Raw genomic sequence first — 20022 nt, forward strand, 5'->3', positions numbered from 1 at the left:
GTGTGAGCGCGAACACATCATCGGGAAGGCCGCATAAGGTCACCCTCGCCGACGTGGCGCGGGAGGCGAACGTGTCGGTGTCGGCCGCGTCGAAGGCGCTGAGCCGCACCGACCGCATCTCCGCCGAGACGCAGCGCGCCGTGCGCATGGCCGCGCAACGGCTCGGCTACCGGCGGCCCGTCGACCGCGCTGCCGACGCCACGGCGACCGTCGCCGGCACGGCCGCGGGGGCCTCCGCTGCGCGCGCCGGCCGACGCGGACGCTCCGGCCTCGTCGGCCTCATCACCTCCGACTACAACGGACGATTCTCCCTGCCGATGCTCACCGGCGCGGAATCCACGCTCGGCGCCTCCAACCACGCGGCCCTGCTCATGAGCTCGCACGGCCGTCCCTCGCTGGAACGCAGCCACATCGACCGTCTCGCCGCATACGGCGTCGACGGGCTCATCGTCGTGGGCGACACCACCAATCCGCGCCCGCCGCTCGACGCGCGCACCACGATGGGTCTGCCCGTCGTCTACACGTACGACCCCTCGCGCGACCCGCGCGACTGCAGCATCATCTGCGACAACGTGGGCGCCGGCGCGCAGGCCATCGAATACCTGCTCAGCCTCGGCCGCCGGTACATCGCGATCATCGCCGGATCCGAGGATTTCCAGGCGGCCCGCGACCGCGCGAAAGGCGCGCAACGCACCTTCACCCTCTACGACTTCCAGCCCGTCGACGTGCTGTTCGACTCGTGGAGCGAGGATTGGGGCGAACGCGCCGCCCGGCTGCTCGTCGAATGCCACCCGCACCTCGACGCCGTCTACTGCCTGAGCGACGAGATCGCACGCGGCGCGGTGCGCGGCCTGCGCGCCATGGGCAGGGACGTGCCGCGCGACGTGGCCGTCGTCGGGCACGACAACTGGTTCGTGTTCGCCACCAACGTGCACCCCACGCTCACCACGTTCGACAACAACATCGCGCTCATCGGCAAGACCGCCGCGAAATGCCTCATCGACGCCATCAACGGGCACCCTCACCACGGCGTCGTCAGCGTCGAATGCCCGCTCATCGTGCGCGAATCCACCGAAGTGGGCAGGCGCACCGGGCTCGAGGGCAGCGAACGCATGTTCGCGAGGCAGAACGCGTGAGACCGGACCTGCCGCGGATGGCCGTGGCCACGGCTCGACCCGCGGCGCGCCGGGCGCGTACAGTAGGCATACGGACGAATCGGACGGAACGGGGGATCGACGCGGGATGACGGCGTACATGGACCACAAGGACCTGGGCAACGAAACCATCGACGAGGAACGCGCGCGGCAAATCGCCGACGGCGTGCGCGGCGTGCTCGCGCGCATCGCCGAGGCGGAGGCGCGCGCCGGTCGCAAGGCCGGCTCGGTGAGGCTGCTCGCCGCCACGAAGACGCGCGACGTGGGCGAGATCATGGCCGCCGTCGACGCCGGCGTACGCATGATCGGCGAGAACCGGCCGCAGGAGGTGCAAGCCAAGGCCGACGGATTGGCGCGGCAATTGCACGCGCGCGGGCTCGAACTCGGCCGCGACGTGCCGTTCCACCTCATCGGGCAGTTGCAGTCCAACAAGATCGGCAAGGTGCTGCCCGTCGTCAACACCATCGAATCGGTGGATTCCATCGAACTGGCCGAGAAGATCGCGCGCCGCGCCGTCATGCGCGACATGATCGTCGGCGTGCTGCTCGAAGTGAACGAATCCGGCGAGGAATCGAAGTCCGGATGCCCGCCGAGCCACGCCATCGACCTCGCCAAGCGCATCGGCGCGATGGGCGGCCTGCGGCTCGAAGGGCTGATGACCATCGGCTCCCACGTGGACGACGAGGCGAGGATCCGCGACTGCTTCGCCCGCCTGCGCCGCACGCGCGACCAGATCCTCGCCTCCGGCGCGGAGGGCGTCGACGGCTGCGTGGAACTGTCCATGGGCATGACGCACGACATGGGGATCGCCATCGAGGAAGGCTCGACCATCGTGCGCGTCGGCACCGCGATCTTCGGGCCGAGGGCGTTCATCTGATGGGAGCCGCGGCCGGGGCGCACGATGCCCGGGATGCCCGCGACGCCCGTGCGTTGCTGCGCGTGCATGTGCGCGTCAGCGGGCTCGTGCAGGGCGTCGGGTACCGGTATTTCGCCTATCAGGAGGCGCGCCACGCCGGCGTGACCGGCTGGGTGCGCAACCTGTGGGACGGTGATGTGGAGGCCGAGGCGCAGGGGACGCGTGGCGACGTCGCCGCGTTCGTCTCCCGATTGAAGGTCGGCCCCCGGTGGGGCCACGTCGACGCCGTCGCCGTGGACGAGATCGACGTGGACCCGGGGGAGGGCGAGTTCCGCGTCACCCGGTAAGGGCGCTCGCGGAATCCGCCCGATCGGAAGGGCCGGTCAGGCCTCGAGCGTCTCCTTGATGGCGCCCACGAAGTAGTCCAGATCGGCCGGCTTGCGCGAGGAGATGAGCTTCCAGCCGTTCGCGTCGTCCACGTGCAGCTGCTCGTCGACGTAATGGCCTCCCGCGTTCTCGATGTCCGCCGCGATGTAGCGGCACGGCGCGGCCGTCTTGCCGGCGGCGAGCCCCGCGTTCACCAGCAGCCAGGCGCCATGGCAGATCGTCGCGATCGGCTTGCCCTCATGCGCGAACTCCTGCGCCAGCGTGATCGCATCCTCGTTCACGCGGATGCGGTCCACGTTGCAGGTGCCGCCGGGCACGACCAGCAGGTCGTAGTCGGCCGCCTGCACGTCGGACAGCTTCGCGTCCGGGGTGAGCGTCTCGCCCTCGTAACGGTCGTGCTGCACGGTCTCGCACGGGTCCAGCGTGGTGGCGGCGAGCGTCACCTGCGCGCCCGCGGCCTTGAGGTCGCGCAGCGGACGGGTGAGCTCCGTCTCCTCGATGCCCCAGTTGTTGACGATGATGAGCACCTTCTTGTCCTCGATGGCCATGATTCCTCCTCGGATATGGGTTGGTATGCGGCGTGGTTCGAAACTGCATTGCCACCTCTATTATGCGCGCGCTCACACCCATGGAACAGGTCCACCCCCTCGCGGGCGGCCGGTATCGCGCATCCGGGTCCGACGCGCCGGATGACGGAATGTTCAAGGAGAATTAACACCTACGGTTCGGGGTCATCACGGGTGAATGCGCAAACGCCGCCGGCACAGGCGTCGCACCGTTCCCAGGCTCCGCGAAATCCCCCCGAATAGGGGCAATACGGCACAAAACGCACATGATTAGCGTCGCCCAATGTGAGGCGTAGTGGTGGAACGACCGCCCTACGCGGCAACTCGAGATGGGTGACGTTATGAAGAAGATTTCACAATGGCTCGCCGCGGTAGGGAGTGCGGCGAGCAAGGGGAGTACCAGGTTCGTGGCCGTATTGGCGGCCGTCGCCATGCTCGGCGGCGTCGCCGGCGTGAGCGCCACCGCCATGGCCGACGACGATACGGCCGACGCACAGGGCGGGACCGCTACGGCTGCCGCCACGGACGCCGAACTCGGCGTGCCCGCGCACAGCAAGACCGTGAAGGCCAACGGGGACGGCACCTACACGATCTCGCTGAACGTGACCGGCGACTCGCAGGAGTCCAGCGAGCAGACCCGCCAGCCCATCGACATCGTCGTGGTGGCGGACACTTCCGGTTCGATGAACGAAGACATGGACGGCAATGAATGCACCGACTGGTCGGGGCGGCAGCAGGTTGAGTGCGACAATTCCCGCCTGTCCATCGCGAAGAACGCCATCACGTCGATGGCGAACAGCCTGCTGACGGACGCGAACGCGCAGCTGCCCGTGGGCCAGCAGATCCAGATGTCGGTAGTGAGCTTCGCCACCAAGGCAAGCTCCGCCACCCGCTTCACCGCCAACGCCGGTTCGGTCTCGAACACGGTGAACGGCTTCGACGCCAACGGCGGCACCAACTGGGAGGCCGCGCTCAAGCAGGCGAACGCCGCGACCAGCGGCCGTGCGAACGCCAAGAAGTACATCGTGTTCCTCTCCGACGGCGACCCGACGTACCGTCTCTCCCGCGTGCAGACCGGTACCGATTGGCGGGGGAATCCTATCTACGATCAGGACGAGAACGACTATAACGATATCCCGTCCGGTGTGCATGGCAATGGACGTAAGGATTCGTATGGCGCGAACCTGAATTCCGCCGTCGCCGAGGCCAACAAGCGCGGCGACGCCACCCTGTACTCGGTCGGCGTCTCCAGCGACGCCACCAAGATGAACTCCTTCGCGGCCAGCGTCAACGGCAAGTACTACAGCGCCACGAACACCGACTCGCTGAACCAGGCGTTCAGCGCCATCATCGACGACATCAAGAAGTCGGCCACCTACCAGAACGTGAAGATCACGGACAAGCTGTCCGGCTGGTTCGTGCCGGTGACGCCGTCCGCGGGCGACGCGGGCGTCCCGGACGCGTCGGGCTTCACGTACACGAAGAGCAACGATCCGAACTGGAACGGCGCGAACACCACCGTCACACCGAACGCCGACGGCACGTTCACCTGGGACCTGAGCGGCCTGGGCAAGCTCGAGAAGGGCGTGACCTACACCGTGAGCTTCACGGTCAAGGGCACGCAGGCCGCATACGACAGCGCCGCCCGGAACCACAAGGACGACCCCAACGCCGAAGGCGACAACAACTTCTACACGAACGACGGCGCCTCCATCAGCTACGACAAGGTGAAGTCCGAGACCGGCAAGGAGGACGTCGTCACGCCCGGCCGGGCCGACTACAACCAGCCGACCGCCACGCTGCCCGTCTCGAAGATCACGGTGACCAAGCAGTGGGCCGACGGCAACGAGAACCACGCCGGCGGCTCCGTCACGGTGCGGCTCAAGCAGGACGGCAAGGACTACGGCGATCCGATCACCCTGAACGCGGACAACAAGTGGACCCGGGACGTGGCCGTGCCGGCCGGCCCCGAGGGCCATAAGTACACGGTCACCGAGGTGAACGTGCCCGGCTACAACTCCACCGTCGACAAGGCGGAGCTCGAGCTCAAGGGCCTGCCCGCCCAGGCCGGCGCCTTCACCGTCACCAACAGCGTGGCCGCGGTCGCGTTGCCCTCCACCGACCTGAAGGTCACGAAGACCATCCGGGGCAAGCGGCTCTCCGGCGACCAGGCGTTCTCCTTCACCCTGCAGTGCAAGGACGGCAACGGCTACGGCAAGTGCGCTGACGTCAGCGGCCTGGACGAGGGCGGCAGGCTCACCGCGCAGGTGAAGGCCTCCGACTTCAAGGCGAGCGCGAACGACGCGACCGTCGCGTTCGGCGCGGCCGGCAAGGACCTCAAGTTCCGTGTGCCCACCACCGGCGACTCCCTGACCTACCGGTTCGAGGTCACCGAGGACACCGGCTCCAAGCTGCCCGGCTGGAAGTACGACGACCAGGCCAAGACCGTCACCGTGACCATCCGCAAGGGCGACGACGGGCAGTGGAAGGCCGTTGCCGGCGATCCGGCGAAGTTCACCAACCAGTACGTGGCCATCTCCGCGCTGCCGCTGACCGGCGGCACGACCGGCCGCACGTGGATGGTCGCGGGCAGCGTCCTGACGGTGATCGCCGTGCTCGCCGCCTCCGGATACGGCGTGACGCGCAGGCGTCGCCTGATCTGACACTTGGCCCCGCCTCCCGGCGGGACCGCTCTTCGGGAACGGGCGCGGGCGTCCGATTCGGACCCTTCGGACGTCCCGGCCGTTCCCGAAACAATTCACAGGATTTGCGGATCGCGGGGGCCGTACCCCGGCGGCGCCATTGAGGAGCGCCGGCGGACGGCCCCGGCCTCCGCGATTGCAAGAAGAAGTACAAGTAGTAGTTAAGGAAGAGGTTTTCCCATGAAGTTGAGGAAGCTTTTCGCCGGCGTCGCCGCTGCGGCGACGCTGTTCGGCGGCCTGGCGCTCGGCGCCTCCACCGCCACCGCGGCCGAGGCCGACATCTCCGGCACGACCATCACGGTCACCGCCTCGGATGCCAACCAGTTCTACACCAAGCCGTTCGACGCGGCCAACCCGCAGAACAACCTGCGTGAGTTCAAGTACGTCGAGCTCGCCAAGTACGTCTCCGACGGCAACAGCGGCGTCGAGCTGCAGGGCCTCGTCGATGGCGCCGAAGGAGTGGACGCCGCGTTCACCGCCGCCGGCTACAGCGACGCCACCAAGGGCGATTACCTGACCAAGTGGGATTGGCTGGGCAACACCACGCTGACCGCTGCGCAGACCACCGGCTTCGTCAATGAGCTCAAGGGCCTCGCGACGGCCGACACCACCCCGACCGCCTCCGCCGACGGCAAGACCCAGACCTTCACCTTCGGTGAGGGCGGCCTGTACCTGATCGTCGACCAGAGCGGCCAGGTCATCGTCGAGGAGAACGAGAACCACAAGCTCGTGTGGGACGGCAACGCCCCGATCCTCGCCGGCACCGCGATTGCGAACGCCGACCCGGCCGTCGGCAACGCCGAGGGCACCATCCTGGCCGGCGTGGTCGATCTCAAGAGCAACCATGAGGACACCCAGAAGGCCGATCCGGTCGTCTTCACCAAGACCGACAAGACCCGCACCAACGGCCTCGACGGCGCCGTGTTCAACGTGTACGAGGTCGTCGACGGCAAGGCCTCCGACGCCCCGGTCGCCTTCGTCAAGACCGGTGACGGCGTCTACCGTCTGCCGAACACCAACGAGACCGGCACCACCGTGACCGACCTGACCACCGCCAACGCCAAGGGCAAGTTCCAGCTCCTCGGCCTCAAGCGCGGCGCCACCTACAAGGTCGCCGAGAAGACCGCCCCGAAGGGCTACAACGGCAACTTCAAGGGTGAGTTCACCTTCACCGTGGATAAGGACGGCCACGTGACCGGCTTCACCGCCGACGCGCTCAAGCTCGCCGCGCAGGACGCCAAGACCGGCGCCATCACCGTGGTGAACGTCAAGAACATCATCGAGCTGCCGAAGACCGGTGCCGCGGGCATCGCGCTGTTCGTGGCCCTGGCCGCCCTGCTGGGCGGCGCCGCGGCCACCGTGTTCGCGAAGTCCCGTTCCGTCAAGCGTTCCATCAACGCCTGATCGGATGACGGTTTCCTTCCATTGGTCGGAGTCGGACGTAGGGGTTATCAGCGCCTGATCGGCTGACGGACCGACCGCCTAGGGGCGTCATCGGATGACGGCGCCCCGATTTTCCGGGCCGGCCCCTCCTTTGCGGAGGGGCCGGCCCTTGTCGTCTCCATGTGCCGGTACGAAAATTCCGGCTTACACAGGGAAGCCGAAGACAACGTACGGGTTCGACCGCCCGCGCGTACGGAATCTCCGGTTCCGGTCCGGGTAACCGGAGACAACGTATCCGGGCAGGTGGGGCCGCGTACGTTATCCCCGGCTGTCCGGCGGTTGGCCGGGAATAACGTACCCCGCGGCCAACCGGGACGGGGACACACCCCGCCCCGTGGCAGGATATGCCTTGCGTCAAGGCCGGCGACTACGTCATTGCCCCGTATAGGGGGAACGCGTCACGGACGAATCGGGCGTATTTTCCCCCGTAAAGGGTGTTCATCGGGCGTCATTCCGCGCCCGAGGCGCGATGACACGCTTCGTCATGGCGTAGTCATCGCACCGACAGCCGGATGACGCCCCTGTGAGGAAGTGTGCTCACATGGCGAAACAGGGCGGCACGTTCAGTGCCGAGGAAGTGCGATATCTCAAGCGTCTGCCCGCCGTGGCGAACGTCACGCGCAGCCGCATCACGTACGCGGAGTCGTTCAAGCGCGAAAGCCTCAAGCGGTACCTTGCGGGCGAATCTCCCGTCAAACTGTTCCGCGAGGCCGGGCTCGACCCGGCCCTCATCGGGTACAAACGCATCGAACGCAGCTTCTCGAGGTGGAAGGAACGTGCGCGCCAGCTCGGCACACGGCTGGACGACGAACGCGAATCCGCCGACATGGAACGCGCGTCCGCCGCGCTGTTCGCGGTCCCCGACGATTCCGGCGAGACGGACGAACCGAACCGGCCGACCCCGCCGGACGAACCGACCGACCGGGGCTAGACTGGTGAGCATGAGAATCGCACGTTTTTCGCTCAATGATTCGCCGCGCTACGCCTTCGTGCAGAAGGACGAGCAGGACGGCAAGGACTATCTCGTCGAACTCGACGGCCACCCGCTGCTCGGCGGCCAGGTCGCGCCCACCGGCAAGCGCTACGCGCTCGACGCCGACGGCGTGCGCCTGCTCTCCCCGGTCATCCCGTCGAAGGTGTACGGCCTGGCCAAGAACTACGAGGCGCACGCGCAGTTCATGCACGAGGCCGGCCACTCCGAGATCGGCCACGCCCCGGAGGACATGGTCATCTTCACCAAGCCGTCCACCTCGGTGATCGGCCCCGACGACCCGATCGTGTACCCCGCCTGTTCGAAGGACATGAACTTCGAGCCCGAGGTCGCCGTCGTCATGGGCAAGGTCGCGAAGAACGTGCCCGTCGAGAAGGCGATGGACTACGTGCTCGGCTTCACCTGCGTCAACGACGTGACGCTGCGCGACCTGCAGGGCCTCGACCCCACGTGGACGCGCGCCAAGGGCTTCGACACCTCCTGCCCGCTTGGGCCCTGGATCGTGATGCGCGACGACCTGAACTGGCGCGACGCGAGGATCTCGTTCACGCTCAACGGCGAGGACGTGCCGATGGCGTCCGGCACCACCGCGAACCTCATCCACGGCATCCCCGAGCAGATCGCCGCGATCAGCTCGTTCTCCACGCTGCTGCCCGGCGACGTGATCATGACCGGCACGCCGAACGCGTCCGGCCACCTCGACCCCGGCGACGAGACCATCGTCCACGTCGAAGGCATCGGCGACCTGCGCAACGTGATCGTCAGGGCGTAAGTAAGACGGGCAATCCGGTGGATTGCCCGTATCCCCGACCAAGCGGCGGCGGCCGTGAGGCGGGATACGGCCTTCGCACGGCGAAGTCCGTGACCGCGGGCGTAAGACGGGCAATCCGCGGCCGCATATGATGAACCCCTCCGTGGATGCGGAGGGGTTCATCGCTGATGGGACGGGTTCCGGTGGCCATGCGTGCCGTATGCCGGCGGTTCGAGCAGGGAAAGGGATCCCGGCGCCGCGCATGGCCGCTTCACGGGCCGCCCGGGCCCGTCTTGCGTCACTTCACGGTCATCGTGCCCACGGGCTTGCCGCCGGCGACGGTGCCGGAGGCGGTCAGGTCGAGCGAGGCGATCGCGGCCGGGTTCGTGAACACGACGATGACGTCGGTGGGCTTGCCGGCGGCCTTCACCGCGGCGAGGTCCACGCGTTCGATGGGCGTGCCCGCGGCCACGTCCTGGCCGGCGGCGACGAGCATGTCGAACGGCTCGCCCTTGAGCTGCACCGTGTCGACGCCGATGTGCACGAGCACCTCCACGCCGCCCTCGGTGGTGATGCCCACCGCGTGCTTCGCGTCGGCGACCGTCGTCACCCTGCCGGCCACCGGCGCGACCACGACGCCGGAGGACGGTTCCACGCCGAAGCCGTCGCCGAGGATCTTCGCGGCGAACGTCTCGTCGGGCACCTCCTCGACCGGCTTGTACACGCCGTCCACCGGCGCGACGATGGTGACGGCTTCGGGCGCGGCGGGCGCTTCGGACTTATGGAACAGGCCAGAGAACAATCCCATGGCGATCCTCCTTGATTGCTTGACGGATGTCTGACTATGGCCGGCCCGACCGGATCGGACCGGCGATCGCAACCCACGCTACACCATGACGGCCGCCCGCCTCGGCCGCGACATCACCGCGTCATCGCGGCGGCGTCACGGCCGGGAGGGACGGCCATCACGGATCAGGGGTCATGCCGGGGTCGCGGGCCGTGGAACCCGGGGGCGTCGCCCGGAGGCTCCGGCCTGCGACCCGCGACCCCGGCGCGGGGGTCACGACTTGCGGTGGATCTCCTCCATCGCGTCGGCCACGGCCTGCACCTGCGTGCCGACCACCACCTGGATGTTCTTCGCGTCCAGCACCTTGACGCCGGGCACGAGCTTGCGGATCGCGTCCACATCCACCTTGGAGGTGTCCTGCACGCCCATGCGCAGACGGGTCACGCAGTTCTCGATGTCGACCACGTTGGCCTTGCCGCCGAGCAGCTCGTACAGCTTCGCGGCGAGCACGCCCTCCTTGTCGCCGGAGGCGGCCTTGGCGGCCGAACCGGCGCCGGCGCCCGTGTCGAGGATCGCGGCCGCCGCGGCGGCGCCCTCGTCGTCGTCATCGCCACGGCCCGGGGTCTTGAGGTCGAACTTCTTGATCATGAACGTGAACACGAAGTAGTAGATGACCGCGAAGACCAGGCCCTGCACGATGAGCATCCACGGCATGTGCGCCTGCGGGACGCGCAGCGAGAGGAACCAATCGATGAAGCCGGCGGAGAAGTTGAATCCGGCGATCCACTGGAACGAGGCCGCGATGAACACCGACAGGGCGGTGAGCAGCGCGTGCACCACGTACAGCGGGAACGCGGCGAACATGAAGGAGAACTCGAGCGGCTCGGTCACGCCGGTGAGGAACGCGGCGAGGCCGCCCGCCAGCATCAGGGAGCCGACGGCCTTCTTGTTCTCCGGCTTCGCCTGGCGGTACATGGCGTACGCGCCGGCGGGCAGGCCGAACATCATGATCGGGAAGAAGCCGGCCTGGTACATGCCGGTGACGTACTGGCCCCACGGGTGGAAGCCGCCGGTGGCGACCACGGCCGCGGTCTTGCCGTCAAGGCCGCCCACGCCGTTCCAGAACTTCGTGATGTCGTCGATGCCGGCCAGGTTGAACCAGAACACGTTGTTGAGCGCGTGGTGCAGGCCGGTCGGGATGAGCAAGCGGTTGAAGAACGCGTAGATGCCGGCGCCCACCGCGCCCATGCCCATCAGGGCCTCGCCGAAGGTGACCAGGCCGTTGTAGACCAGCGGCCACACGAACAGCAGGATCAGCGAGATCACCGACATGATCGCGGCCGTCAGGATCGGCACGCAGCGGCGGCCCGAGAAGAACGCGAGGAAGTCGGGCAGCTTCGTCTTATGGAACTTGTTGTACAGGGCACCGGCCACGCAGCCGACCATGATGCCGAAGAACACGTTCTTGTTGCCGATGGCGCCCGGGGCGAACGCGGCCGGCGGGTTCTCGGCGTCGAAGCCGAGGAACATCGCGGCCGAGCCCATGATCGTGGTGACGGTCATGAAGCCGACCAGGCCGGACAGGGCGGACGCGCCGTCGCGCTCGCGGGCCATGCCCACGGCCACGCCGACCGCGAACAGCAGGCCCAGGTTGTCGAGGATCGCCGAACCGGTCTTGCACAGGTACGCGGCGATGACGTTGCCGCCGCCCCAGCCGCTCGGGTCGATCCAGTAGCCGATGCCCAGGAAGAGCGCGGCCGCGGGCAGGCACGCCACCGGCAGCATCAGCGCGCGTCCTAGTCGCTGGATATACGCTTTCATTTCTCCTACCTCCTCCATTGAGGTGTGTCCAAGCGGTGGGGGAATCCGAACTGCAGGTTTCCTTTCTTGTGCCGCGCCGAACCGCCGTTGGTCCGCCGCGTGGTCTTCGAGAGTCAAGCAGCACCGCTTCATGTGCCATGGTACGTCACCGGCAACATACGCTGCAATCACTTCGTTAAGTCACTATGCGTTAATCGGGCATGGCGGCGAAACCCTTGGAACCGCTGACCGCTACTGGTGTCTCGCTTCCCGGTGCGACAGGGGTTTCGCACAAATTCGTAAAGAAGGTTTCCTGCCGGCGTGTCGAAAAGGTTCCGTAGGATGGGACGCAAGATCGGTCGTACCAACCATCAATCAGAAGGGAACTCCCGTGGCCTTCAAGAACGAAACCCCCATCCGCGTCGGACTTCTGGGCGCCGGCACCGTGGGCTCGCAGACCGCCCGTCTCATCGTCGAGCAGAAGGACGAGCTCGCCGCCCGCATCGGACGCCCCATCGAGCTGACCGGCGTCGCCTGCCTCGACCCGAAGGAGACCGAGCGCTTCCCGTGGATCGACCAGGCGATCGTCACCACCGACACGATGGGCGTGGCCACGAGTTCCGACATCGTCATCGAGCTCATCGGCGGCACCACCGTGGCGCGCACGTTCGTGCTCGCCGCCATCGAATCCGGCGCGTCCGTCGTGACCGCGAACAAGGCGCTGCTCGCCAAGTACGGCCCGGAGATCTACGCGGCCGCCGAGGCCAAGGGCGTCGACATCTACTTCGAGGCGGCCGTGGGCGGCGCCATCCCGTTCCTGCGCCCCCTGCGCGAATCCCTCGTCGGCGACAAGGTGACGAGCATGCTCGGCATCGTCAACGGCACCACCAACTACATCCTCGACGAGATGACCACCAAGGGCCTCCAGTTCGACGACGTCCTCAGGGACGCGCAGGCCAAGGGCTACGCCGAGGCCGACCCGACCGGCGACATCGAGGGCTACGACGCCGCCAACAAGGCCGCCATCATGGCCACGCTCGGCTTCCACACCTCCGTCACCATCGACGACGTGTCCGTCGAGGGCATCACCAAGATCACCGCCGACGACATCGCCGCCGCCACCGCCGAGCACAAGGTCATCAAGCTGCTCGCCGTGGTCGAGAACGGCGAGGCCGGCGTCTCCGCGCGCGTCTACCCGGCGCTCATCGACGAGAACCACCCGCTCGCCTCCGTGCACGGCTCGTTCAACGCCGTGTTCGTCAAGGCCGAGGCGGCCGACGACCTCATGTTCTACGGCCGCGGCGCCGGCGGCGCGCCGACCGCCTCCGCCGTCGTCGGCGACGTCGTCACCGTGGCGCGCCACATCGCCGCCGGCTGCACCGGCCCGTCCATCCCGCTGTACAAGGACCTGAAGAAGGCCCCGGCCAGCGCCACGAAGGCCGCGTTCGCCGTGCGCTTCCTCATCCACGACAAGCCGGGCGTGCTGGCCGCCATCGCCACCGAATTCGCGAAGAACGGCGTGTCCATCAACGGCGTCAACCAGGACCTCAAGCCCACGCTCACCGACCCGGGCTACGACGGCGAGATTCAGCAGCTGCGCGTCGTGACGCACGCCACCGACGAGGAGACCCTGCGCGCGACCGTCAAGGCCGTCCAGCAGCTCGACTTCGTCACCGGCGACCCGTCCATCCTGAGGGTGCTGAACTGATGGCCCCCATCTGCAACCAGGTGCGCGTGCGCGTGCCGGCCACCAGCGCCAACCTCGGCTCCGGCTTCGACACCGTCGGTCTCGCGCTCGACTACCACGACGAGCTCACGTTCACGCTGAACGACGACCCGGCGGACGGCGTCGCGCACGTCGTCATCCACGGCGAGGGCGAGGACACGCTGCCGCGCGACGAGACGCATCTGGTCGTCTCCACGTTCCGCCGCGCGTGCGCCACGCTCGGCCTCGGCCGTCTCGGTTTCACGCTCGAGGCGACGAACAACATCCCGCAGGCGCGCGGCATGGGCTCGTCCGCCGAGGCGATCGTCGCCGGCATCGCCGCGGCCGCCGCGTTCGCGCAGCCCGGCGCGCTCAACCGCCCCGCCATCTTCGACATGGCCGCCCAGATCGAAGGCCACCCGGACAACGTGGCGCCCGCCGTGTTCGGCGGCCTCACCGTCTCCTGGGACTTCGAGACCGCGGAGGGCGTCGGCTCGGTCGCCATCCCCGGCGGCGACCCGCTGCACGGCGGCTTCCACACGGTCAACTACCCGGTCGACCCGGCCATCACCGCCGCCGTGTTCGTGCCCGACTACGAGCTGTCCACCGAGAAGGCGCGCCGGGCGCTGCCCGCCGAACTGCCGTACAAGGACGCCGTGTACAACGTCTCGCGCGTGGGCCTCCTGCCCGCCGCGATGAACCCGTCCGTGCTGGCTACGACCGGCGGCGCGGCCGCGGCCGAAGGATCCGGCGACGCCGGCCACGAGGCGAACGCGCTGCTGTTCACCGCCACGCAGGACAGGCTGCACCAGCCGTACCGCGGCGGCCTCATGCCGCCGAGCACCGAGCTCATCGCGCTGTTCCGCTCCAAGGGCTACGCGGCGGCCGTCTCCGGCGCCGGCCCGTGCGTGCTCGTGCTGCACTACGGCGACGCGCGCGCCGCCATCGACGAGATCGCGGCCGAACAGCTTGCCTCCGGCCATTGGAAGGTCCTCCACCTGCCCATCAACACGGCCGGCGTGGAGATCGAACGCGCCTGAACCATCGATTGCCTCCCTGCGTGCAGGGAGGCAATGTCATCTCAAGGTCATTTCCTCAAGGTCATTTCAAGGAATCCAAGGAGCCCCATGTCCATTCCGCTGATTCTCGCCTCCAAGTCGAGGCCGCGCCGCGACGTGCTGGTCGCGGCCGGCGTGTGCCCGACCATCCGCGTCTCGCACGTCGACGAGCCCGCCGCGCTCGAGGCCGCGGCCCGCGAGGCCGGCGTCGCCGTCGACGACCTCACCATCGAACGGCGCGTGACGATCCTCGCCGGCGCGAAGGCCGAGGCCGTGCACCGCGCCTACCGCGACGTGGCCGCCACGGCCGCCGCCGCGACGGGGGAGCGCGTCATCGCGTACCCGCTGCGCGCGGCCGGTGTGGACGGCGAGGACGCGGCCGGCGCCGATTCGGGTGTCGACGCCGGTGACGCAGGGGCCGCCGCCATCGACTATTCGAAGGACGAGATCGCCACCACGCGCGACTTCTCCGGCGTGGACATGCCCACCGTCACCGAACCGATCTCCAACATCATCGCCATGCAGCCGGGGCTCACGCGCTCGACCGTCGGTCCGCTCATCGTCGGCTGCGACTCGATGTTCCTGCTCGACGGCGAATGCTACGGCAAGCCGCACAGCGTGGAGGTGGCGCGCGAACGCCTGCGCCGCATGCGCGGGGCCGTCGGCGAGCTGTGGACCGGGCATTGCGTGATCGACTTCGCGACCGGGCGCGTCGCGCGCGGCGCCAGCCACGCCACCGTGCGGTTCGGCGACTTCACCGACCGCGACATCGAACGCTACATCGCCACAGGCGAGCCGCTCGAAGTGGCCGGCTCGTTCACGCTGGAGGGCTTCGGCGGCGCGTTCATCGATTCGATCGACGGCGATCCGCACGGCATCATCGGCATCAGCCTGCCGCTGCTGCGCAGGCTCGTCGGCGAACTCGGCGTCGAGTGGACGGACCTGTGGAACATGGTGCGCGGCGAGCTCGCGCCCGAGGCGGCCGACGCGGCGGGCATCGCCGCCGCCGGCAAGGACAAGCTGCCGCCCACGGAGAACGTGCACCAGCCGGGCGACGGCTGGGTGGACTGCGCGTGCGGGCGCAAGCATTGGGGCGTCAACGGCGCCTCTGGCGTGCTGCTCGCCCGCCGCGACGGGACGAGCGGCGAGGTGACGCACGTGGTCATGCAGCACCGCGCGGTGTGGAGCGCCGAAGGCGGCACGTGGGGCATCCCCGGCGGCGCCACGGCCGACGGCGAATCGCCGATCGAGGGCGCGCTGCGCGAGAGCTTCGAGGAGGCGAACATCACCCCCGAGGACATCGAGGTGGTCGGCTCCTACCGCGAGGACCACGGCCCGTGGGCGTACACCACCGTGTTCGCGTTCGAGAAGCCGGGGCACGAGGTGCACCCGCGCGCCAACGACGACGAAAGCCTCGAGATCGAATGGGTGCCGATCGACGAGGTGCCGAACCGCAGACTCCTCACCGCGATGAGGACCGACTGGCCGCGCTTCGACGCGCGGTTGCGCGCGCTCGCCGCGGACGCGGCGAAGCGGGGACGGTAGGCCGGGTCGGCGGTCGTAACGCATATGCCGTGTGACCGTATCGGGCGCATGGAGATGGCAAGAGGCCGTGTGCCGAAGAATCCATCGTGATTCCTCGACACACGGCCTCTTTGGTCGGACCGGTCTGATTCGGTCAGCCGCGCCTGCGGGCGGCGCGGGAGCCGGCGAAGGCGACGGCGCCCATCGCGGCGCTGGCGGCGGCCAGGGCGAAGGCCATGGACTCGGAGGAGTCGCCGGTCGCGGCGAGCGTGTCCTTGTCGGCCTTGCCGGCCGCGTCGGACTTGTCCGAGGACTGGTTGTTCTTGTCCTGCTGCGCCTTCTCGTAGGCGTCCACAACGGCCTTGCAGGTGTTGTAGTCGCGCACGGCCTTCTCGTAGGCGGCCTGGGCGTCGGCCAGCGCCTGCCTGGCCTGCTCGTCGGCCTCGAGGGCGGCGTCGTAGTCGGACTGCGCGACCTCCACCTGGCGCTCGGCGTCCGCGTAGACGCCCTGGGCCTTGGCGAGGGCGAGCTGCGCGGCGTTGAAGGCGGCGACGGCCTTGGAGTAGGCCCGGGTCAGTTCCGCGGACTTGTCGCGGGCGGCCTCCCATGCGGCCTGGGCCTCGGCGAGGGTGCGCTGCGCGGTCTCGTTCTCGGCGGCGGCCTGGTCGAGGGCCTGCTTGGCGGCCTCGGCCTCGGCCTGCTTCTGGTCGCGCAGGGCCTTGGCGGCCTGGGCCTCGGCTTCGGCGCGCTGCGCGGCGTCGAGCAGATCGTCGCTCTTGCCCTTGGCGGCCTCGGCCACCTTGCGGGCTGCTTCGGCCATGCGGTCCGCGGCGTCCTTGGCGACGCCGAGGCCGTCCATGGCGGCCTTCGCGGCGACCACGTTGCCGGTGGCGAGCACGTAGGCGCCCTCGGCGGCCAGCCACGCGTTGCGGGCGGTCTGCTTGAGCGCGGTGGTGGCGTCGAACGCGCCCTTGGCGCTGTCGGCGATGATCTTCTTGGTCGCGACGTCCGCCTTGGCCAACCCCAAGGCGACGGTGTTCCTGACCTGCCACTCCTTGAGGGCCTTGGCCGCGGCGTCGGCCGCCTGCCTGGCGTTCTGCTCGGCGACGGAGGCCTCGTCGGCCTGCCGCCTGGCGGCGTCGGCCGCGGATTGGGCGTCCTTGGCGGCGGCCTCCTTGCCCGGCAGGGCGTCCTTCGCGTCCCTGAGCTGCCGCCTGAGCTCGTCGACGTTCTCCGCGTTCCCGATCTGCTGCTCGAGGGAGGCGACGGTCTCCTTGAGCTGGGACTGCCGGGCGGCGGCCTCGTCGGCCTGCTGCTTCGCGGAGACCAGCTGCCCGGCGATGTTGTTGAAGCCGTCCTTCGCGTCCTCAAGCGTCGTGCCGAAGTCGGCGTACGCCTGCTTGGCGGCGTCCAGCGCGGCCTGGCGGTTGTCCTTGTCGGCGGCGGCCGGGCCGTAGAGGGTGTTGGCGCCGTTGTACGCGACCTCGGTCGCCGCGGTCTTGGTCTTGGCCGCGCCCAGCTTCGCCAGGGCGGCGGCCTTCTGCGCGGCGTGCCAGAAGTCGTTCGGGATTGCGTCGTAGGCGGCCTGGGCGGCGGCCTCCTCGGCCTTGGCCTGGTCCCAAGCGGTCTTGGCGGCGTCGATCCTGTTCCGGGCGTCGACCGACTCGTCGAGCTTGGACTGCGCGTCGACGACGGCGTTGTACAGCGCGGTCGCCTGGTCGAGCGTCGCGGCGGCCGCGTCGTACTCGGGCTGGAGTTCGGCGACCATCGCGTTCGCGGCCTCGACCTTGTCGTCGGCCACCTTGAGATCGGCCTCGGCCTGTGCGAGCTGGGACTTAAGCTCGTTGACGTCCGCCGAACCGGCCTGCTCGATCTGCGCCTCGAGATCGGCGATCCTCGCGTTGAGATCGTCGACCTCCTGCCGGGCGGCGTCGGCCTTGGCCTTCGCCTGCGCGTAGGCGGCGTCGGCGTCCTGCTTGGCCTTGAGGGCCGTCTCGTGAGAGGCCTTCGTCTCGTCGGCCTTCTGTTGGAGCGCCGACTGCTCGCCCTCCAGCGCGTCCAGCCTGGCCTGGGCCGCCTCGAGCGCGGCCTTTGCCTCGTTGTACTTGACGCCGGCGTTGTGGTTGACCTCGACGGCGGTCAGATACGCCTGGCGGAGGTTGTCGCGGACCTGACCGGCCTTCTGCTGGGTGCTGACGGCGGCGTTGTAGTTCGCCACGGCCTTGTTGTACGCCGAATCGATGCCGTCGGCGATGGCCTGCAGCGCCTCGTACGTCTTCCGGGCGGTCTCGTAGACGGCCTTGGCGGCGGCCGCGAGATCGCGGGCGCACTTCGCGGCCTGCTCGGCGGCCTCATACGCGGCCTGGGCCTTGTCGAACTCGGACTTCGCCGTGTCGTAGGCATCGGTGGCCGTGGCCAGCTTGGCGGCGGCCTCATCGGCGGCGGCCTGGGCGTTGTTGAGCGTCACGTGGGCCTGGGCCTGGGCGTCGGAGGCGTCGTTCGCGGCCTGCTCGGCCTCGTTCTTGGCCTGGAGGGCGGCGTCGTAGGCGGCCTGGGCCTCGGCCTTCGCCTGCTCGGCGTCGGTCAGACGCTGCTGGGCGTCGTCCAACGCGGTCTTGGCGTCCGCTGCCTGCTTGGCGGTTTGGTCGGCGTTGCCGCGGGCCTCGTCGAGGGCCTGCTTGGCGGCCTTCACGTTGGCCTCGCACTGGGCGAGCGCGCTGCGGTCGCCGGCGGCGCACCGGTTGTACAGGTCGGCGTCCATGCCCTGATGCTCCGTCGCGAAGGCGGCGGTCTGCATCATCGGGGCCATCGACAGGCCGACTGCGACGGTCAGCGCGGCGACGCTCCTGCCGCCCTTGGCAAGGACGGTCCTGCGGTGCTCCCGCTTGAGGGCGTCGGGCGACGTATTGGCGTGGTGAGGGGTGTTCTCCATCATCGGGACCTTCTTCGCTTCCATGGTGGTGATCCGGTTGTCGATGTGTCCATGTCATCTACGGGGCCGTAGATGACATATGGCCTGCCGTTCAGGGTCGGTGTTCCGGATCATTGACACGAGATAGGGTACTCAAGGGGGTATACCACCTTTTTCGTGGGGGTACGCACGCACGCGAAGCCGCATATGCGGCATGCCGAACTCGGTTTGGCGGCACCGCGACGGCCGCGATGCCGAACGCGGAACGGATGGCCCGGTGTCCGTCGGATGCCCGCTCGGTGTCCGTACGGTGGACAGTCCGTCAATGAGATGAGCCGTCGCCAAGACGACGAAGGACGCCGCCGTCAGCTCAGCAACGCCGCGATCACGGCGATGAAGATCGGGCTGGTCATCGTGCTCATCAGGATGCCGTCGCGGGCGAACGTGAGGCCCACGTTGTAGCGGGCCGCGTAGTTGTACACGTTCTGGCCGGTCGGCAATGCTGCGAGCACCACGCACGCGTATAGCTCCGCACCGCGGAAGCCCATCATGAAATAGGCGAGCAGGAACGCGATGACCGGCATAACGATGTTCTTCAACGCCGCCACCGTGAAGATCGCCGGACGGTCGCCCTTCTGCTGCAACGGCTTCGTGCCGTGCAGGGACATGCCGAACGCCATGAGGATCATCGGCACCGCGGACTCGCCGATCATGTTGATCGGGTCGTAGATGTAGTTCGGCACGGGGAACCAGCCCAGCCTCGCGTTCAGCGCCGAGACCACGATGCCGAGCAGCGAGCCGATGAGCAGCGGCTGGTGCAGCGGCTGCTTCGCGATCTCCTTGAGGGACACCTTGCCCTTCGTGGTCACGTCGAGCACCGTCAGTCCGATCGGCGTGAACAGCGCCTGCTGCATGACCAGGATCGGCGCCACCAGCGCGCCGTTGCCCAGGATGTACGTGGCCACCGGCAGGCCGATGTTGTTCGAATTGAGGTACAGCGAGTTCAACGCGCCGATCGTCGCGTCCGGGGCCTTGAGATGGAAGAACATGCGGTTGAGCGCGAGGAACACCAGGCCGACGAGCAGCGCCGACAGGAACGCCACGATGATCGACGGGTGGAAGATGTCGAAGATCGGCTCCTTCGACAGGATCGCGAACATCAGGCACGGGCTCGACACGAAGAACGAGAAACGGTTGAGCACCATCTGCGCGCTCGGGCCGCCGATGCGCATGCGCGCCGCAACATAGCCCACGAAAATCACGATGCCGATGACGCAGAACCCCTGCATCGCGCTCAACAGACCCGGCATACCCGAACAAGCCCCTCTTCCATATGTCCCACATGAATGAATCGTCACCACGAGTGTGGCACAACGCCCCGCCGCTC

General features: G+C 68.4%; 15 protein-coding genes. 10 read left to right on the top strand and 5 right to left on the bottom strand.

Features of this window, described 5'->3' with window-relative positions; genetic code table 11:
- The first annotated feature begins 2 nt into the window (after positions 1–2).
- From GFD21_RS03965 to GFD21_RS03975, 3 genes are all read left to right on the top strand, one after another.
- Entirely contained in the window at positions 3–1136 is a 1134-nt protein-coding gene (locus GFD21_RS03965; protein ID WP_163196646.1) for a LacI family DNA-binding transcriptional regulator, read from the top strand.
- 106 nt (positions 1137–1242) lie between these two features.
- Positions 1243–2031 (top strand): YggS family pyridoxal phosphate-dependent enzyme, encoded by a 789-nt coding sequence (locus GFD21_RS03970; protein ID WP_163196647.1) that lies wholly within the window; start codon positions 1243–1245, stop codon positions 2029–2031.
- A complete protein-coding gene (locus tag GFD21_RS03975; RefSeq protein ID WP_163196648.1) occupies positions 2031–2357 on the top strand; it encodes an acylphosphatase in 327 nt (108 codons plus the stop codon). The genes GFD21_RS03970 and GFD21_RS03975 overlap by 1 nt, the downstream gene beginning before the upstream one ends.
- A gap of 36 nt (positions 2358–2393) precedes the next feature.
- Here the strand turns inward: GFD21_RS03975 and GFD21_RS03980 are convergent, their stop codons facing one another.
- A complete protein-coding gene (locus tag GFD21_RS03980; protein WP_163196649.1) occupies positions 2394–2945 on the bottom strand; it encodes a type 1 glutamine amidotransferase domain-containing protein in 552 nt (183 codons plus the stop codon).
- A 359-nt stretch (positions 2946–3304) separates the two neighbouring features.
- Between GFD21_RS03980 and GFD21_RS03985 the strand changes: the two genes are divergently transcribed.
- The 4 genes from GFD21_RS03985 to GFD21_RS04000 all read left to right on the top strand — a co-directional run bounded on the left by GFD21_RS03985 (position 3305) and on the right by GFD21_RS04000 (position 8871).
- Positions 3305–5626 (top strand): DUF7604 domain-containing protein, encoded by a 2322-nt coding sequence (locus GFD21_RS03985; RefSeq protein WP_163196650.1) that lies wholly within the window; start codon positions 3305–3307, stop codon positions 5624–5626.
- Positions 5627–5845: 219 nt separating this feature from the next.
- Positions 5846–7069 carry a SpaA isopeptide-forming pilin-related protein gene (locus GFD21_RS03990; protein WP_163196651.1) on the top strand — a complete coding sequence of 408 codons (1224 nt, stop codon included), beginning with the start codon at positions 5846–5848 and terminating at the stop codon, positions 7067–7069.
- 580 nt (positions 7070–7649) lie between these two features.
- Positions 7650–8039: a hypothetical protein gene (locus GFD21_RS11415; RefSeq protein WP_191996845.1), complete on the top strand. Its 390-nt coding sequence runs from the start codon at positions 7650–7652 to the stop codon at positions 8037–8039.
- Between the two features lie 10 nt (positions 8040–8049).
- Positions 8050–8871, top strand: coding sequence for a fumarylacetoacetate hydrolase family protein (locus GFD21_RS04000; RefSeq protein WP_163196652.1), 822 nt, complete (start codon positions 8050–8052; stop codon positions 8869–8871).
- A 277-nt stretch (positions 8872–9148) separates the two neighbouring features.
- Here the strand turns inward: GFD21_RS04000 and GFD21_RS04005 are convergent, their stop codons facing one another.
- On the bottom strand, positions 9149–9658 hold the full coding sequence (locus tag GFD21_RS04005; protein ID WP_163196653.1) for a PTS sugar transporter subunit IIA: 510 nt from the start codon (positions 9656–9658) through the stop codon (positions 9149–9151).
- A 252-nt stretch (positions 9659–9910) separates the two neighbouring features.
- On the bottom strand, positions 9911–11458 hold the full coding sequence (nagE, locus tag GFD21_RS04010) for an N-acetylglucosamine-specific PTS transporter subunit IIBC (protein ID WP_163196654.1): 1548 nt from the start codon (positions 11456–11458) through the stop codon (positions 9911–9913).
- A 370-nt stretch (positions 11459–11828) separates the two neighbouring features.
- Between nagE and GFD21_RS04015 the strand changes: the two genes are divergently transcribed.
- The 3 genes from GFD21_RS04015 (at position 11829) to GFD21_RS04025 (ending at position 15745) form a co-directional block, all read left to right on the top strand.
- Positions 11829–13145, top strand: a complete 1317-nt coding sequence (locus GFD21_RS04015) for a homoserine dehydrogenase (protein WP_163196655.1) — start codon at positions 11829–11831, stop codon at positions 13143–13145.
- On the top strand, positions 13145–14182 hold the full coding sequence (locus GFD21_RS04020; protein WP_163196656.1) for a homoserine kinase: 1038 nt from the start codon (positions 13145–13147) through the stop codon (positions 14180–14182). Before GFD21_RS04015 ends, GFD21_RS04020 begins: the two co-directional genes overlap by 1 nt.
- A gap of 87 nt (positions 14183–14269) precedes the next feature.
- Positions 14270–15745 (top strand): Maf family protein, encoded by a 1476-nt coding sequence (locus GFD21_RS04025; RefSeq protein ID WP_163196657.1) that lies wholly within the window; start codon positions 14270–14272, stop codon positions 15743–15745.
- 133 nt (positions 15746–15878) lie between these two features.
- Here GFD21_RS04025 and GFD21_RS04030 read toward each other — a convergent pair whose 3' ends face one another.
- Positions 15879–18659 (bottom strand): coiled-coil domain-containing protein, encoded by a 2781-nt coding sequence (locus tag GFD21_RS04030; protein WP_163196658.1) that lies wholly within the window; start codon positions 18657–18659, stop codon positions 15879–15881.
- Between the two features lie 341 nt (positions 18660–19000).
- Positions 19001–19945: an AEC family transporter gene (locus tag GFD21_RS04035; RefSeq protein ID WP_163196659.1), complete on the bottom strand. Its 945-nt coding sequence runs from the start codon at positions 19943–19945 to the stop codon at positions 19001–19003.
- Positions 19946–20022: the final 77 nt, after the last annotated feature.

Source organism: Bifidobacterium platyrrhinorum (assembly GCF_010667645.1).
Classification (GTDB): domain Bacteria; phylum Actinomycetota; class Actinomycetes; order Actinomycetales; family Bifidobacteriaceae; genus Bifidobacterium; species Bifidobacterium platyrrhinorum.

Coding starts and splice junctions, on each gene's coding strand:
- GFD21_RS04005 (WP_163196653.1), bottom strand. CDS start 9,658: ATGGGATTGTTCTCTGGCCTGTTCCATAAGTCCGAAGCGCCCGCCGCG.
- GFD21_RS04030 (WP_163196658.1), bottom strand. CDS start 18,659: ATGATGGAGAACACCCCTCACCACGCCAATACGTCGCCCGACGCCCTC.
- GFD21_RS04000 (WP_163196652.1), top strand. CDS start 8,050: ATGAGAATCGCACGTTTTTCGCTCAATGATTCGCCGCGCTACGCCTTC.
- GFD21_RS03980 (WP_163196649.1), bottom strand. CDS start 2,945: ATGGCCATCGAGGACAAGAAGGTGCTCATCATCGTCAACAACTGGGGC.
- GFD21_RS04035 (WP_163196659.1), bottom strand. CDS start 19,945: ATGCCGGGTCTGTTGAGCGCGATGCAGGGGTTCTGCGTCATCGGCATC.
- nagE (WP_163196654.1), bottom strand. CDS start 11,458: ATGAAAGCGTATATCCAGCGACTAGGACGCGCGCTGATGCTGCCGGTG.
- GFD21_RS04025 (WP_163196657.1), top strand. CDS start 14,270: ATGTCCATTCCGCTGATTCTCGCCTCCAAGTCGAGGCCGCGCCGCGAC.
- GFD21_RS03990 (WP_163196651.1), top strand. CDS start 5,846: ATGAAGTTGAGGAAGCTTTTCGCCGGCGTCGCCGCTGCGGCGACGCTG.
- GFD21_RS03985 (WP_163196650.1), top strand. CDS start 3,305: ATGAAGAAGATTTCACAATGGCTCGCCGCGGTAGGGAGTGCGGCGAGC.
- GFD21_RS03970 (WP_163196647.1), top strand. CDS start 1,243: ATGACGGCGTACATGGACCACAAGGACCTGGGCAACGAAACCATCGAC.
- GFD21_RS03975 (WP_163196648.1), top strand. CDS start 2,031: ATGGGAGCCGCGGCCGGGGCGCACGATGCCCGGGATGCCCGCGACGCC.
- GFD21_RS04020 (WP_163196656.1), top strand. CDS start 13,145: ATGGCCCCCATCTGCAACCAGGTGCGCGTGCGCGTGCCGGCCACCAGC.
- GFD21_RS11415 (WP_191996845.1), top strand. CDS start 7,650: ATGGCGAAACAGGGCGGCACGTTCAGTGCCGAGGAAGTGCGATATCTC.